This window comes from Pelosinus sp. IPA-1 (genome assembly GCF_030269905.1).
Taxonomy (GTDB): Bacteria; Bacillota; Negativicutes; order DSM-13327; family DSM-13327; genus Pelosinus.
Genome location: NZ_BSVC01000019.1, coordinates 1 through 16,468 on the forward strand (window position 1 = coordinate 1; position 16,468 = coordinate 16,468).

Sequence of the window (16,468 nt, forward strand, 5' to 3'; positions counted from 1 at the left end):
ACGTGACCAATTGTTCCAATGTTAATATGTGGTTTATTTCTTTCAAACTTTTTCTTTGCCATTGTATTTTTGCCTCCTTTATTTCTCCAGGATTATACGCCTTTTACTTTGGCGATAATCGCTTCAGCTATACTTCTTGGTACTTCATCATAATGAGCAAAGCTCATTGAGTAATTACCGCGGCCTTGAGTTTTTGAACGTAAGTCAGTTACATAACCAAACATTTCAGCCAATGGCACAAATGCTTTGATGGACTGGGAGCCGTTAATTGCTTCCATACCTTCTATGCGTCCACGACGTGAGTTCAAATCGCCAATTACATCGCCCATGTATTCTTCAGGAACAATAACTTCTACTTTCATGTATGGTTCCAAAATTACAGCACCGGCTTTTGCGCAACCAGCTTTAAAGCCCATTGAACCAGCTATTTTAAATGCCATTTCAGAGGAGTCAACATCATGGTAGGAACCTTCAAGTACAGTTACTTTAATGTCCACCATAGGGTAACCCGCTAAAACCCCATTATCCATAGCTTCTTTACAACCAGCTCCGATAGGTGCAATATATTCTCTTGGAATGGAACCGCCGACAACTTTGCTTTCGAAGATGAAACCTTGACCTGGTTCAAGAGGTTCAATTTCCAACCAACAATGACCATATTGTCCACGACCACCAGACTGACGAACAAATTTACCTTCGGATTTAACTTTTTTGCGGATAGTTTCACGATAAGCAACCTGAGGTTTACCTACGCTACAATCCACTTTGAATTCTCTTAGCATCCGGTCAACGATAATTTCTAAATGTAATTCACCAACACCAGCAATAATCGTTTGACCAGTTTCTTGATCTGTATTCACACGGAATGTAGGATCTTCTTCTGCCAAACGTTGTAGTGCAATACCCATTTTTTCTTGGTCAGCTTTGGTCTTAGGCTCAACAGCTACCGAAATAACTGGTTCAGGGAAAACCATGGATTCAAGAATAATTTGGTTTTTGTCATCACATAAAGTATCACCAGTAGTTGTATCTTTAAGTCCTACAGCAGCAGCGATATCGCCTGTGTATACTCTTTCGATTTCTTCACGGTGATTTGCATGCATCTGCAAGATACGTCCAATACGTTCTTTCTTTCCTTTAGTGGAATTATATACATAAGACCCGGAAGAAAGTTCGCCGGAGTATACTCTGAAGAATGCTAACTTACCTACATAAGGGTCAGCCATGATTTTGAAAGCTAAAGCTGAGAATGGTAAGCTGTCATCAGCTGCACGTTCATCTTCTGCTTCTGTATCAGGATTAATCCCTTTAATAGCTGGAACATCAGTAGGTGCCGGCATGTATGCAATAACTGCATCCAATAACGGCTGCACACCTTTGTTCTTATAGGAAGATCCGCATAAAACAGGAGTCATTTTACAAGCAATCGTAGCTTTACGAATACCAGCATAGATCTCTTCTAAAGTAAATTCTTCGCCCTCAAGATATTTCATCATGAGTTCGTCATCACTTTCTGCAACTGCATCTAAAAGACCTTGACGGTATTCAGCCACATGCTCTTGCATGTCTTCTGGAATATCAGCAGCTTCACTAAATTTACCAAGGTCATCTGTATAAACAACCGCTTTCATTTGTACCAAATCAACATACCCTTTGAAGCCATTTTCCAAGCCAATTGGCAGTTGAACTGGCACTGCATTTGCACCTAAACGATTTTTCATCATATCGACAACTCGGTAAAAATCAGCACCTAGAATATCCATTTTATTAACGTATGCCATACGTGGCACACCATATTTATCAGCTTGACGCCAAACAGTTTCTGATTGCGGTTCTACGCCACCTTTAGCGCAAAACACAGCTACAGATCCATCTAACACTCTGAGTGAGCGCTCTACTTCTACAGTAAAGTCCACGTGTCCTGGTGTGTCAATGATGTTAATGCGATGTCCAGACCATTCACAAGTAGTAGCCGCAGAAGTAATTGTAATACCTCGCTCTTGTTCTTGTACCATCCAATCCATTGTCGCAGCGCCTTCATGCACTTCACCGATTTTGTGTACTTTGCCAGTATAAAACAGTATCCGTTCAGTCGTAGTGGTTTTGCCAGCGTCAATATGTGCCATAATACCAATATTACGTGTATTACTTAGCGAGAATTTTCTGGCCACTATCATCACTCCTTACTGTTTAGAAACATTAAAAATTACCAGCGATAATGTGCAAAAGCTTTATTGGCTTCAGCCATTTTATGCGTATCTTCTTTTTTCTTAATTGTAGCACCAGTATTATTGGAAGCATCAATTAATTCAGCAGCAAGTCTTTCACGCATAGTTTTTTCACCGCGTAGTCTTGAGTAATTCACCAACCAGCGAATCCCAAGTGACAAACGACGATCTGCGCGTACTTCGATCGGAACTTGATAGTTAGCACCACCAACACGGCGAGCACGCACTTCCAATACTGGCATAACATTTTTCATTGCTGTTTCAAAAACCTCTAATGGATCTTTGCCGGTTTTTGCACGAATAATATCAAATGCATCATACACAATATTTTCAGCAACACTTTTTTTACCATCTAACATTACTTTATTTACAAATCGAGTAACAATTTTAGAATTGTATACCGGATCTTGCAATACATCGCGTTTTGTAACAGGTCCTTTTCTTGGCATATTATCCCCTCCTTTTCCAGGGTTATCTAATTAAATTTTACTTTTTAGCACGTTTTGTACCGTATTTTGATCTACTTTGGCTACGTTTTTGCACTCCAGCAGTGTCTAATGCACCACGAACAATGTGATAACGTACGCCCGGTAAATCCTTGATTCTACCACCTCTGATAAGCACAACACTATGTTCTTGTAAGTTATGACCGATACCAGGGATATAGGCAGTAACTTCAATACCATTTGTTAAACGTACCCTTGCCACTTTACGAAGTGCAGAGTTTGGTTTCTTAGGAGTAGTTGTATATACTCTTGTACATACACCACGCTTTTGCGGGCTTTCTTTCAAAGCAGGTGCAGTAGATTTTTGTATAAGTGACTCTCTACCTTTACGTACTAATTGATTAATTGTTGGCATTCAATACACCCCCTTCCAAATTATCTTAGATTGATTATATAAAAATTTCACCTCAAGCATTGAGTTTAAGGTAAAACATTTAACATGGTTACATTTTACTTTAAAATGGCTACTGCTGCTGCACCAACTTCGATGCCACAGGTTTTACCAAGTTCAGTCATGGTAAGCGTCATTTCTATTGCTGTTTTTTTTCGAGTACACAACGTTCGTAGAGGTTCTACTAAGCGTTGTTCCGCATCTTGTGCAATATAGACAAGTTGCGCCAAATCCTTTTCAACAGCCTTAGTAACTTGCTTAACACCAACTATCTTTTTTGCAGTTTTTAACATTTCGAGCGACATATTGTTCACTCCCTTACGTAACAAACCAATGCATTTTCTAACTGGCCCTCTAATATATTATCATTATCAAAACACAATGTCAATAAACATCTCTTAATAAATTCTTATTTCATCTATATTTGTGGGCTTTTTTTATGACCACGCATCCGAGTGTGTCATTTTTACCATGTTTTGTAAATTTAGAGATGAAAATATTAGGTTTTCTTATAGCCAAAATTTATTATATCACTTTTTTAAAATTTGTCAAAAAATAATTCATAATCTAGTTAAATCTTATATTCTATGATAATACAGTTAAACATTTCTATTGACTAAAACAGAGAAGAACATTTGACTTATATAAAACCATTATCCTTATTTGAATAAAAAAGGGGAACATGATTTTAAAATCATATTCCCCTTTCTACTACTATACCGTTACATTTTTTGTATGGGTAAGTTTTATGTTTCGATAACGACTCATACCAGTACCTGCTGGTATTAACTTACCGATAATAACATTTTCCTTAAGTCCAAGCAATGGATCAATTTTACCCTTAATTGCAGCTTCCGTAAGTACACGAGTTGTTTCTTGGAAAGATGCTGCGGATAAGAAAGAATCTGTTGCCAAAGAAGCTTTGGTAATACCAAGCAATATAGGACGTGCTACAGATGGTTCGCCGCCTTCTTCAATTGCTTTTGCATTTTCTTCTTCAAAGGTATTCGTATCAATGTATTCACCTGGTAAAAGTTCAGTGTCGCCAGATTCCTCTGTTTTCACCTTGTGGAGCATTTGACGAACAATTACTTCGATATGTTTATCATTGATCTCAACACCCTGGGATTTATATACTTTTTGTACTTCATAAACCAAGTACCTTTGTGTCGCTTGGATTCCGCAGACACGCAAAATGTCATGTGGGTTTACTGAACCCTCGGTGAGGCGGTCACCAGCAATAATCTGCTGTCCATCGCGCACAATAATCCGAGCACCGTAAGGGATAGGATAAACACGTTCTTCGCCCACAGCAGGAACTACTGTAATCTTACGCATGCCTTTTACTTCTTTCACATCAACAGCAGCTACGCCATCGATTTCAGTAATAATAGCTTGACGTTTTGGTTTACGGGCTTCAAACAATTCCTCAACCCTTGGCAAACCTTGGGTAATATCGTCACCAGCAACACCACCAGTATGGAAGGTACGCATAGTAAGCTGTGTACCTGGTTCACCGATAGATTGAGCAGCAATAATACCTACTGCTTCACCTACATCAACAGGATGCCCCGTTGCTAGATTGCGTCCATAACATTTAATACATACTCCAAATTGAGACCTACAAGTAAGTACGGAACGAATGGATACATGCTCACGCACAGCAACGATACGATCTGCCAATGCTTCACTGATGGTATCATTTGTTTTCACAATATATTCGCCCGTTTTAGGATCAATAATATCTTCTGCGACAAAGCGTCCAACAATACGATCTTTCAAGGCTTCGATAACACCAGAGCCTTCAGTGATTGCTTCTACCTCGATACCCCTAATATTATTGTTACGGACCTTCACTTCTCGTACATCACTCACTAAAACTGCCTCAATGGCTTCTTCGGTAAGCGGTGTCTCTGCCGCAACAATTTCAACGCCATTACTATCAGTAATTGCATTTGTCGTGTTTTTACCCAACATTTCACGAACCATAGCATTTTTAAGAAGTTCGCGCATTTTTTCTTCTGGCGCGCCTAACACAATTGTTTCGTTAGAAGCAGATGCATTAATGTCTTCTTCCATAACAGTTGACATGCCACGTAATATAATTTCTGGCACTCCATGTTCACCAATGATACGCAAACTATCATCTGCAAGTATGGTAGTACGAGGAATCAGTATATCCGCAGTTTTAGGATCAAGAACATCTTCCGCTAAAACGCGGCCTAATAGTGTATCTCTCAATACTTCAATCGCACCAGCACTGGATTTTGCCAATCGTGCCCGTTCACGTACCAAATTAATTCCTACAATATCACAGTCTTCTTCGCGAACAATGACATCTTGGGATACGTCAACCAAACGACGTGTCAAATAACCAGAATCGGCTGTTCTAAGTGCTGTATCAGCCAAACCTTTACGAGCACCATGAGTGGAAATAAAGTATTCAAGTACTGTTAAACCCTCACGGAAGTTTGCTTTGATTGGACGGTCAATAATTCGTCCTGATGGATCAGCCATAAGTCCGCGCATACCAGCCAACTGACGAATCTGTTGAATGTTACCACGGGCACCAGAGTTAGCCATCATATAAATTGGATTAAAATTGTCCAAGTTGTTCATCATTGCAGATGTTACATCATCCGTAGCTTTCGTCCATAGTTCAATTGTTTTCTTATATCTTTCATCTTCAGTAATCAAACCACGACGATATTGCTTGTCGACAACATCAACTCTACCTTCGGTAGTACCCAAAATATCCTTCTTTTCAGGAGGAATATTAATATCAGCAATAGCCACTGTCATACCTGCACGACAAGCAAAAGCATAACCGAGTCTTTTCACATTATCAATTACTACGGCTGTTTTGGAATTACCAAATTGTCGATAGGTTTCAGCTACCAATTTACCAAGTTCTTTTTTATCCATCATAATACCTAAATGCCATTCGCCATCTTTTTGGAAGAAATAGCGAACTTCTTCAGGCAAGTTCTCGTTAAATATCAGACGTCCCATAGTAGTAGTTACCAAACCATACTTTGGAAAACGTACTTTAATTATGGCATGAAGAGACAATTCTTTTTGATGATAAGCTAGTAGTGCTTCATTAATGTCACACATTATCTTACCTTCGCCAATATCGCCTTTTTTCTCCATCGTAAGGTAATATGCTCCTAAAACCATATCTTGGGTCGGTGTTACTACCGGTTTACCATCTTTGGTTGATAGGATATTATGAGCAGCTAACATCAACATACGGGCTTCTGATTGCGCTTCCGCAGAAAGTGGTACATGAACCGCCATTTGGTCACCATCAAAATCCGCATTATATGCTGTACATACTAACGGATGAAGTTTTATGGCACGCCCCTCTGACAATACTGGTTCAAATGCCTGAATCCCTAATCTATGTAGGGTAGGAGCACGATTTAAGAGCACTGGGTGTTCTTTAATCACTTCTTCTAATACATCCCAAACTTCTGGGCGCACTCTCTCTACCATACGTTTAGCACTCTTAATATTATGAGCATGACCAGCATTCACTAGTTTTTTCATAACAAAAGGTTTAAACAATTCTAACGCCATTTCTTTCGGCAAACCACACTGATGCAATTTAAGTTCAGGACCAACTACAATAACCGAACGGCCAGAGTAATCTACCCGTTTACCTAATAGATTTTGACGGAAACGACCTTGTTTTCCCTTGAGCATATCGCTTAAGGATTTAAGAGGACGATTGCCAGGACCTGTAACAGGACGTCCGCGACGGCCATTATCAATCAAGGCATCAACGGCTTCTTGCAGCATACGTTTTTCATTACGCACAATAATGTCAGGAGCGCCTAGATCTAGTAGACGCTTTAACCGATTATTGCGGTTAATTACTCTACGGTACAAGTCATTAAGATCGGAAGTCGCAAAACGACCACCATCCAATTGTACCATTGGTCGTAATTCTGGCGGAATAACAGGTACAACATCCATGATCATCCAATCAGGACGGTTACCCGATTTACGAAAAGCCTCTGTAACTTCCAAACGACGAATCGCTCTGATTTTACGTTGACCGCTTACTTCTTTAAGTTCTTGTTTTAACTCTTTGGAGATTTTCTCCAAATCCAATTCTTCAAGAAGCTTTTTAACGGCTTCCGCTCCCATACCAACTTTGAAAGAGTTACCATATTTATCTCGGTAATCTCTGTACTCATTTTCCGTCAACAGTTGACGTTTCATAAGTGGTGTATCACCAGGATCAAGTACGATATAAGAAGCGAAATATAATACTTTTTCTAAAGAACGAGGCGAGATATCTAATATCAGCCCCATACGACTAGGGATACCCTTAAAATACCAAATGTGAGAAACAGGCGCCGCTAATTGGATATGTCCCATACGATCACGTCGCACTTTTGAACGCGTTACTTCTACACCGCAACGATCGCAGACAATACCTTTATAGCGAATTCTTTTGTATTTACCACAATGACATTCCCAATCGCGAGTTGGCCCAAATATTTTTTCACAAAATAAACCTTCACGCTCTGGTTTAAGAGTACGGTAATTTATAGTCTCTGGTTTTTTTACCTCACCAAATGACCATTTGCGGATTTGCTCCGGAGAAGCTAATCCAATCCTCATTGAATCAAAATTGTTTACATCTAACAAAGGGTTATCACTCCCTTACCCAATTACTCAATTTCCTCGTCGTCTATCTCTTCTAGTAAGTCACGCTGTGTTTGTTTTTTATCTTTACCTTTTACCTTTTTAACCGATTTACGGCCTGGTAATTCAAGATCATCCACAATACCACTATCGTCTAAATCAAATTTATCTTCATCCATCTCACCGATTTCAGCAATAATATCTAATTCTTCCTCTAGGGGTTCCATTTCATCAGTACCTTCGAATTCATCCAAAACATCCGGCTCTAACTCAGCCTTAGTGCGGGTATGTGCTTCATCAGGAGGCACTGCCACAGCCGACGGAGAGCCAATATTTAGCTCAAGTTCCTTAGCCACTTGATGAATATCTTCATCTATGTCATCAATCATGATTTCCTGGGCGTCTTCATTTAAAATTTTAACATCGAGACCGATACTTTGCAGTTCTTTTATCAAAACCTTAAAGGATTCAGGCACTCCAGGTTCAGGTATGTTTTCACCCTTAACAATCGCTTCATAGGTTTTCACACGCCCGACCACATCATCGGATTTTACAGTTAAGAGTTCTTGTAATGTATAGGCAGCACCATATGCTTCCAAAGCCCATACTTCCATTTCCCCGAAACGTTGACCGCCAAATTGGGCTTTACCACCCAAAGGCTGTTGGGTAACCAAAGAGTAAGGACCAGTAGAACGAGCATGAATCTTGTCATCAACCAAATGGGCCAATTTCAACATGTATACCCAACCTACAGTAACACGATTGTCAAAGGCTTCCCCTGTACGTCCATCATAAAGGACCGTTTTACCATCCTCAGAAAGACCAGCTGCCTTAAGTGTTCTAAAGACCTCTTCCTCATGAGCCCCATCAAATACTGGAGTTGCTAGATTAATACCAGCAATACCAGGTTTAGGCAGACCATGTTTATCAACATCATAGCCTACTTCTTTAAGTCTGTCTGCAACACCTGGAGAGTTCGTTCTAATTTGCATACCAAAAGCTGCAGCAGCCATTCCCAAGTGGGTTTCAAGTACCTGTCCGATATTCATACGGGACGGTACACCCAAAGGATTTAGTACAATTTGTACTGGGGTACCATCTGGTAAGAAAGGCATATCTTCTTCACGCATAATACGTGAAACAACCCCTTTATTACCATGACGACCAGCCATTTTGTCACCTTCAGAAATTTTACGTTTTTGGGCAATGTATACACGTACTAAGAAGTTCACGCCTGGTGGTAATTCATCGCCATTTTCTCGGCTAAAGACTTTAACGTCAACAATCTTACCAGCCTCACCGTGTGGAACCCTAAGTGACGTGTCACGAACTTCGCGGGCTTTCTCACCAAAAATGGCTCGAAGCAAGCGTTCCTCTGCGGTAAGTTCTGTCTCGCCTTTTGGAGTAACCTTACCTACTAGAATATCCCCCGGACGTACTTCTGCACCAATACGAATAATACCGCGATCATCAAGATCTTTCAGTACTTCTTCCGCCACGTTTGGAATATCTCGAGTAATCTCCTCTGGGCCTAGTTTTGTATCTCTGGCATCACATTCATATTCTTCAATATGTATGGAGGTATATATATCATCTTTTACAATTTTTTCACTTAGTAAAATCGCATCTTCATAGTTATAACCTTCCCACGGCATGAAAGCCACCAGGACATTAAAACCTAATGCTAATTCACCTTGATCAGTAGCAGGCCCATCAACCAATACCTGGCCTTTTTCTACCTGCTCACCTTTGTAAACGATTGGTTTTTGATTGATGCATGTTCCTTGATTGGAACGCAAATATTTAAGTAATTTATAGTTATCCAACGTACCACGTTCTGTACGTACCCTTATTTCGGTAGCAGTAACCTTTTCAACTACACCAGCATTCTTTGCTAGAATCAAAACACCAGAATCGCGGGCGGCTTTATATTCCATCCCAGTTCCAATAAGTGGTGCCTGTGTTCGTAAGAGCGGCACTGCTTGACGTTGCATGTTCGCACCCATTAAGGCACGATTCGCATCATCGTTTTCCAAAAATGGAATCATAGCCGTAGCAATGGATACAACTTGCTTCGGAGATACATCCATATAGTCAACTTTTTCAGCTGGAATGACTAATATTTCGTGCCTATGACGTACCGTAACCCTAGGTTCAACAAACCAGTTATTTTCTCCTAATGGTTCATTCGCCTGAGCACATACTACTTCATCTTCCTCGTCAGCTGTCAAATAACGAACTTCTTCTGTCACAATAAGGTTATCTTTATCAATTTTCCGATAAGGAGTTTCAATAAAGCCAAACTCATTAATACGTCCAAAAGTTGATAGAGAACCAATCAAACCGATATTCGGACCTTCTGGCGTTTCAATAGGGCACATACGTCCATAGTGAGAATGATGTACGTCACGTACTTCAAAGCCAGCGCGTTCACGACTGAGTCCACCAGGTCCCAAGGCGCTTAAGCGACGTTTATGTGTCAACTCTGCCAATGGATTGGTTTGATCCATAAACTGAGACAACTGACTAGAACCAAAGAATTCTTTGATTGCAGCCACGACAGGGCGAATATTAATTAAAGCTTGAGGAGTAATTACATCCACATCCTGAATGGTCATACGTTCTTTTACTACCCGTTCCATACGAGATAGACCAATACGGAATTGATTTTGAAGAAGTTCACCTACAGAACGTAAACGTCGATTACCTAGATGATCGATATCATCCACATTGCCAAAACCATCCATCAAGTTTAAAAGATAGTTAACCGAGGCTAAAATATCTTCCCTTGTAATAGTCCGGTGATTATAAGGCAAAGTAGGGTTACACAGCATTTTAACTGGTGAACCATCTTTTAATTTAACTTTTACTTCAATTAAGGCATCAGTTGCAAACACACCACTTTGCTCAATATGGTCAAGTACTTTCTCATCCACGATCGTATCTGCAGCAACGATTACTTCACCCGTTTCAGCATTTGCGATTGGTTGATAAAGCGTCTTACCCATTAGGCGCCTGCGCCAGCCTAATTTTTTGGTTAATTTGTAACGACCTACTGTTGCTAAATCGTAACGCTTAGAATCAAAAAACAAGGATTCCAGTAATTGAGTAGCATTGTCAACTGTCGGTGGCTCACCTGGACGAAGCCTTTTATATATCTCTACTAGGGCTTCTTCTCTAGAGTTGGTGTTATCCCGTTCTAATGTAGCACGGATTCGTACGTCATCATGGAACAGTTCAGCAATAGCAGCATTTGATGCGTAACCTAATGCACGAATTAATACAGTTGCTGGCAGTTTTCTGGTACGGTCAACACGAACAGACATCACATCATTGGCATCTGTCTCTAGTTCTAACCACGCACCACGATTAGGAATCACTGTAGAATTATACAGTTTTTTACCTGTCGCATCGATGGATTCATTGTAGTACGCACCAGGCGAGCGTACTAACTGACTAACAATAACCCGCTCTGCACCATTAATGATAAATGTACCATTTTCGGTCATTAGCGGGAAATCACCCATAAATACTTCTTGTTCTTTAATTTCACCAGTCTCACGATTAATTAATCGAACATTAACACGTAAAGGGGCAGAATAGGTAACGTCCCGCTCTTTACATTCTTCGACGTGATACTTGGCTTCGCCTAATGTAAACTTTTCAAAGGTTAATACTAAATTACCCGTGAAGTCTTGAATTGGCGAAATGTCATGGAAAATCTCTTGTAGCCCTTCCTTCAGAAACCAGTTATACGAATTTTTCTGAATTTCAATCAGATTGGGCATGTCCAGTACTTCTTTAATCTTGGCATAACTATATCTGATTTTTTTGCCAACCGGAACAGGATTAAACATTAAATCCTTCACCCCTTAGCCCAAATTAAACTCTACACCTTAGCAGCATTCTCTTTCATATGTACTAAAAAGCAATTTACAAGATCCTGCAGCTGGTATAAAACCTTTACATAATCCATTATTGCGTGGAACATAATATAATGTAACAATTAAGCAAAATATAATAATTATACAGTGAAAGACGGTAACAAGCAGCACCGATTAATTTAGGGTGGCACCACAATACAAAAAAAGCAAGGTTTCTCCAGTCAAATAAAAGACCTTGCATTTGTCTACATGATGAAACGGAATTCCATCCTCCATATATTACTATTTCCTACCAATCGAAATTTTATACCCACACAATAAAAAAATATTACCCTAAAATAAACATTCTTTGCATTGAACAATGATACCACAATAAGGCTTCTTAGTCAATACTTAGAAAATACTTTTAGTAAAAAAATATAAAGAGCACCACAACGGGTACTCTTTATATTTTTTACTTTAAAATTTAGTAATATAAACTAAATTATAATTACTTAACTTCTACAGTTGCGCCAGCTTCTTCAAGCTTAGCTTTGATTGCGTCAGCATCAGCTTTAGCAATTTTTTCTTTTACTGCTTTAGGAGCGCCATCAACTACTTCTTTCGCTTCTTTCAAGCCAAGGCCTGTGATTTCACGAACAACTTTGATTACGTTGATTTTGCTAGCGCCAGCATTAGCAAGGATAACATCAAATTCAGTTTTTTCTTCAGCAGCAGCACCAGCAGCTACAGGAGCAGCAGCAGCAGCTACAGGAGCAGCAGCGGATACACCAAATTTTTCTTCTAGAGCTTTCACCAATTCGGATAATTCAAGAACACTCATGTTCTCAATAGCTTGCATAATTTCTTGTTGAGTCATTTTAAAAAACCTCCGTTAATTTATAATTTTTTATTTTTTAAGCTGATTCTTTTTGTTTGCGCACAGCTTCAAGCGCATATACGAATTTGCGGATAGAACCTTGAAGTACATTGACGAAACCAGCAATCGGAGATTGCATGCCAGCCAATACTTGGGAAAGAAGAACTTCGCGGGATGGTAGGTTCGCCAAAGCTTTTACGCCTTCAGCATCAATAACCTTACCTTCTAACAAACCAGCTTTAACTTCCAATGCTTTTAATTTATGTTCTTTTACGAAATCAGAAATTACACGCGCTGGAGCAACTGGGTCTGTTTCAGATATAGCTATTGCAGTTGGACCTTCAAGATAAACGTCCAAACCTTCAATACCTACTTCCTCAGCAGCAATCCGTGTCATAGTATTTTTTACTACACGGTATTCTACACCAGCTTCGCGTAATTTACGGCGAAGTTGAGTATCTTGCGCCACTGTAAGACCACGGTAATTTGTTAATACCGCACCTTTACTAGCAGATAGTTTCCCTTTAAGTTCGGAAACGATTGATATTTTTTCTGATGTTACAGCCACTAAAAATCCACCTCCTTTAAAAGATTAACAAAAACTAAACGACCTCACGGCAGGTAAAAGCCGGAGGTCGCTAATAGCAAAAGCTACAGTCATAATCCCCGACCTCGGCAGGCGAACTCTAAGGAAAGACTTTCATCTTACTTTCGTTCATTATTAATACCTGCTGTCTACAGCCAAAATATTTTATTTAGTTGTAACGACCGAAGATTATCCCTTTGCTTCTTACTTACAATTATCTCTTGGTAGAGACCTTAAGTGGATTTACTTTTACGCCAGGACCCATAGTAGTGCTCACAGTGATACTACGCATGTATTGTCCTTTTGCAGCAGCTGGTTTTACTTTGTTCAAGACATCAACCAAAGTTTGGAAGTTTTCAATAAGTTTTTCATTATCAAAAGATGTCTTACCAATTGGTGCATGGATATTACCAGCTTTATCAGTACGGTATTCGATTTTACCGGCTTTAATTTCATTAATAGCACGAGTAACATCTAATGTAACTGTACCAACTTTAGGATTTGGCATTAAACCTTTAGGGCCTAATACTTTACCTAAACGGCCAACAGTACCCATCATATCAGGAGTAGCAACTGCTACATCAAACTCAGTCCAACCACCTTGAATTTTAGCTACCAAATCATCAGCACCAACAAAATCAGCGCCTGCAGCTTCTGCTTCTTTTGCCTTTTCGCCCTTAGCAAAAACCAAAACAGTTTTGGTTTTACCAGTACCATGAGGCAATACAACAGCGCCACGAACTTGCTGATCAGCATGCTTAGGGTCAACACCCAATTTAATAGCAACTTCAACGGTCTCATCAAATTTAGCACTAGCTGTTTTTTTAGCAAGTTCTATGGCTTCATCAGTCTCATATAACTTGTTAGCTTCAATCAGCTTAGCAGCTTCTTCATACTTTTTACCATGTTTCGGCATATTAAAAACTCCTTCATAATTGTGGTGTAGCGGAAAATCCTCCCACACTAAACATCCGACTGTCTTAAACCTACCATCTGCGTTGTTACTCCTCCGGGCGTTCTCTCCGACGTACGTGAGTACGTCTGCGGTCACGTCCTCGTCGCGCCTAGCATCTGGCAGCTTTAAGCCAGTCTTTGGCAATTCAAAAAAGCCAAAGACTAATCGACGATGTCAATACCCATACTACGGGCTGTGCCTTCGATCATACGCATAGCAGCTTCTACAGAAGCAGCGTTAAGATCTTGCATTTTTGCTTCAGCGATTTCACGAACTTTGTCGCGAGATACTTTAGCAACTTTTTTCTTATTTGGTTCTCCTGAAGCAGTTTCAATTCCAGCAGCTTTCTTAAGCAGAATTGGAGCTGGCGGAGTCTTGGTTATAAAAGTAAAGGATCTATCTTCGAATACGGTAATTTCAACTGGAATAATAAGACCAGCTTGACTAGCGGTTCTTTCATTAAAATCCTTAACAAATGCCATAATATTCACACCAGCTTGACCGAGTGCAGGGCCGACTGGAGGCGCTGGAGTTGCTTTACCAGCAGGAACTTGCAATTTTACAAGTTTTACAACTTTTTTAGCCATTTTAGCTTACACCTCCTTATATACATAATGTGGTTCTGCGGGTATTTCTACCCTCCCACCTGTATCATAAAGTTTCAAGAACTTTATTTAAACTTTCTCAACTTGAGAAAAATCTAATTCTACTGGTGTTTCCCGTCCAAACATGTCAACAAGGACTTTTAGTTTGCTACGGTCATGATAAATTTCAAGCACCTTGGCTGTCCAATTTTCGAAGGCTCCAGAAGTAATACGAATTACTTGGGAAACTTCGATGTTCAACTTCGGCTTAAGCTCTTCAATGCCCATCGATTTAAGAATGTTTTTCACTTCGGCATCGGTAAGCGGGATAGGCTTAGTACCAGAGCCAACAAAACCTGTAACACCTGGTGTGTTGCGTACAACATACCACGATTTATCATTGACAATCATTTCTACCAAAACATACCCGGGGAAAACTTTTTTCTTAGTAATCTTCTTTTTGCCATCTTTCATTTCAACTTCATCTTCCATAGGTACTACTACCCGAAAGATTTCATCTTCCATGCCCATAGAATGGACTTTACGTTCCAGATTAGCTTTTACTTTGTTTTCATAACCAGAATATGTATGGATTACATACCAATTTTTTTCAGATTCCATTACCTTCAGGGACGCCTACTTACGTCCCCACCCCCTTAGCCTACTTGATAATAAAATGTAAAACTTGAGTAAATACAGCATCAATTGCCCATATCAAACCTGCAACTAGTAATACAGCAACAAATACCACTCCTGTATTAGAAACCAGTTCTTGTTTGCTAGGCCATGATACTTTTTTTAATTCCGCTTTTACTTCGCGAAAAAACTTCTTCCAACGGGAAGAATTGGTTTGAACCGCTGTTTCTTGGGCAACCATTTTCTCACATCCCTGTCTTGTACTGCTAATTCAAGCATTAAAGACCAACTGGCAGGGGCGGCAGGAATCGAACCCGCAACCAACGGTTTTGGAGACCGCTACTCTACCAATTGAGCTACACCCCTACTTACGAAATTTAATAATAACTTATTTCGTTTCTTTGTGTAAAGTATGTTTTTTGCAAAACTTGCAATACTTACTGAATTCCAATCTATCCGGATCATTTTTTTTGTTTTTATTGGTCTGATAATTGCGTTGTTTGCATTCAGTGCAGGCCAACGTTACCGCATTGCGCATCCTGTACACCTCTCTTACCTGTAAATATGGCACCAATTCAAAATGCCACTAATATAATCTAGCATACTTAGAGCGGACTGTCAATACTAGATCCCTACTATATTGTGGAAAATCATATTATGCTAGATAATAAAATAAAACAGGGAGCCCCCTGTCTTATAGCTATATCCATTCATAGAGATTTTATACGCATATTATTAAAATGTCAAGACAAATAACTTACTGGGCTTTTGCTCTACGCCACATAGGTTTGAGGCTCAGAAATTAAAAGGAAAGCCTGGCTATATGTCCAGGCTTTCCTTTTATTAATTATGTTACGCTTCAATCGCAGTTACTACGCCAGCGCCAACAGTACGGCCACCTTCGCGAATCGCGAAACGTAAACCTTCTTCAATTGCAATTGGAGTAATTAGCTCAATTGACATTTGAATGTTGTCACCAGGCATTACCATTTCTACACCTTCTGGCAAATGTACTACACCAGTAACATCTGTTGTACGGAAGTAGAATTGTGGACGGTAGTTTGTAAAGAATGGAGTATGACGACCGCCTTCTTCTTTAGACAACACGTATACTTCTGCTTTGTATTTTGTGTGAGGTTTAATTGTACCAGGCTTAGCCAATACTTGACCGCGCTCGATA

General features: G+C 39.8%; 14 protein-coding genes and 1 tRNA gene. All 15 read right to left on the minus strand.

The window, feature by feature from the left end:
• Positions 1-92 precede the first annotated feature (92 nt).
• Positions 93-2,171: an elongation factor G gene (gene fusA, locus QSJ81_RS25275; protein ID WP_285720063.1), complete on the minus strand. Its 2,079-nt coding sequence runs from the start codon at positions 2,169-2,171 to the stop codon at positions 93-95.
• A gap of 35 nt (positions 2,172-2,206) precedes the next feature.
• A complete protein-coding gene (gene rpsG / locus QSJ81_RS25280) occupies positions 2,207-2,677 on the minus strand; it encodes a 30S ribosomal protein S7 (protein ID WP_007937795.1) in 471 nt (156 codons plus the stop codon).
• Between the two features lie 37 nt (positions 2,678-2,714).
• A complete protein-coding gene (gene rpsL, locus QSJ81_RS25285; protein WP_038667719.1) occupies positions 2,715-3,089 on the minus strand; it encodes a 30S ribosomal protein S12 in 375 nt (124 codons plus the stop codon).
• A 95-nt stretch (positions 3,090-3,184) separates the two neighbouring features.
• Entirely contained in the window at positions 3,185-3,430 is a 246-nt protein-coding gene (locus tag QSJ81_RS25290) for a L7Ae/L30e/S12e/Gadd45 family ribosomal protein (protein WP_285720064.1), read from the minus strand.
• A gap of 409 nt (positions 3,431-3,839) precedes the next feature.
• A complete protein-coding gene (rpoC, locus tag QSJ81_RS25295; protein WP_285720065.1) occupies positions 3,840-7,787 on the minus strand; it encodes a DNA-directed RNA polymerase subunit beta' in 3,948 nt (1,315 codons plus the stop codon).
• A 23-nt stretch (positions 7,788-7,810) separates the two neighbouring features.
• The gene (gene rpoB, locus QSJ81_RS25300; protein ID WP_285720066.1) at positions 7,811-11,641 is read right to left on the minus strand and encodes a DNA-directed RNA polymerase subunit beta; all 3,831 of its coding nucleotides are present in this window, start codon (positions 11,639-11,641) and stop codon (positions 7,811-7,813) included.
• A gap of 517 nt (positions 11,642-12,158) precedes the next feature.
• Positions 12,159-12,527 (minus strand): 50S ribosomal protein L7/L12, encoded by a 369-nt coding sequence (gene rplL, locus QSJ81_RS25305; protein ID WP_285720067.1) that lies wholly within the window; start codon positions 12,525-12,527, stop codon positions 12,159-12,161.
• A 37-nt stretch (positions 12,528-12,564) separates the two neighbouring features.
• Positions 12,565-13,095 (minus strand): 50S ribosomal protein L10, encoded by a 531-nt coding sequence (gene rplJ, locus QSJ81_RS25310; protein WP_285720068.1) that lies wholly within the window; start codon positions 13,093-13,095, stop codon positions 12,565-12,567.
• Between the two features lie 232 nt (positions 13,096-13,327).
• Positions 13,328-14,029, minus strand: a complete 702-nt coding sequence (rplA, locus tag QSJ81_RS25315) for a 50S ribosomal protein L1 (RefSeq protein WP_285720069.1) — start codon at positions 14,027-14,029, stop codon at positions 13,328-13,330.
• A gap of 200 nt (positions 14,030-14,229) precedes the next feature.
• Positions 14,230-14,655 (minus strand): 50S ribosomal protein L11, encoded by a 426-nt coding sequence (gene rplK / locus QSJ81_RS25320; RefSeq protein ID WP_038667698.1) that lies wholly within the window; start codon positions 14,653-14,655, stop codon positions 14,230-14,232.
• 87 nt (positions 14,656-14,742) lie between these two features.
• On the minus strand, positions 14,743-15,273 hold the full coding sequence (gene nusG, locus QSJ81_RS25325) for a transcription termination/antitermination protein NusG (RefSeq protein ID WP_038667695.1): 531 nt from the start codon (positions 15,271-15,273) through the stop codon (positions 14,743-14,745).
• Between the two features lie 40 nt (positions 15,274-15,313).
• Positions 15,314-15,529, minus strand: coding sequence for a preprotein translocase subunit SecE (gene secE, locus QSJ81_RS25330; protein ID WP_285720070.1), 216 nt, complete (start codon positions 15,527-15,529; stop codon positions 15,314-15,316).
• 49 nt (positions 15,530-15,578) lie between these two features.
• Positions 15,579-15,654 (minus strand) — tRNA-Trp (locus QSJ81_RS25335).
• A gap of 22 nt (positions 15,655-15,676) precedes the next feature.
• On the minus strand, positions 15,677-15,826 hold the full coding sequence (gene rpmG / locus QSJ81_RS25340; RefSeq protein ID WP_071841980.1) for a 50S ribosomal protein L33: 150 nt from the start codon (positions 15,824-15,826) through the stop codon (positions 15,677-15,679).
• Positions 15,827-16,140: 314 nt separating this feature from the next.
• A partial coding sequence (locus QSJ81_RS25345) for an EF-Tu C-terminal domain-related protein (protein ID WP_502929681.1) occupies positions 16,141-16,468 on the minus strand: 328 nt, incomplete at its 5' end.

What these genes read in the sequence shown, in the direction of transcription:
- rplK (WP_038667698.1), bottom strand. Translation starts at nt 14,655, where the DNA reads ATGGCTAAAAAAGTTGTAAAACTTGTAAAATTGCAAGTTCCTGCTGGT.
- rplA (WP_285720069.1), bottom strand. Translation starts at nt 14,029, where the DNA reads ATGCCGAAACATGGTAAAAAGTATGAAGAAGCTGCTAAGCTGATTGAA.
- rpoB (WP_285720066.1), bottom strand. Translation starts at nt 11,641, where the DNA reads ATGTTTAATCCTGTTCCGGTTGGCAAAAAAATCAGATATAGTTATGCC.
- rpsL (WP_038667719.1), bottom strand. Translation starts at nt 3,089, where the DNA reads ATGCCAACAATTAATCAATTAGTACGTAAAGGTAGAGAGTCACTTATA.
- secE (WP_285720070.1), bottom strand. Translation starts at nt 15,529, where the DNA reads ATGGTTGCCCAAGAAACAGCGGTTCAAACCAATTCTTCCCGTTGGAAG.
- rpsG (WP_007937795.1), bottom strand. Translation starts at nt 2,677, where the DNA reads ATGCCAAGAAAAGGACCTGTTACAAAACGCGATGTATTGCAAGATCCG.
- rplL (WP_285720067.1), bottom strand. Translation starts at nt 12,527, where the DNA reads ATGACTCAACAAGAAATTATGCAAGCTATTGAGAACATGAGTGTTCTT.
- rpmG (WP_071841980.1), bottom strand. Translation starts at nt 15,826, where the DNA reads ATGCGCAATGCGGTAACGTTGGCCTGCACTGAATGCAAACAACGCAAT.
- QSJ81_RS25290 (WP_285720064.1), bottom strand. Translation starts at nt 3,430, where the DNA reads ATGTCGCTCGAAATGTTAAAAACTGCAAAAAAGATAGTTGGTGTTAAG.
- nusG (WP_038667695.1), bottom strand. Translation starts at nt 15,273, where the DNA reads ATGGAATCTGAAAAAAATTGGTATGTAATCCATACATATTCTGGTTAT.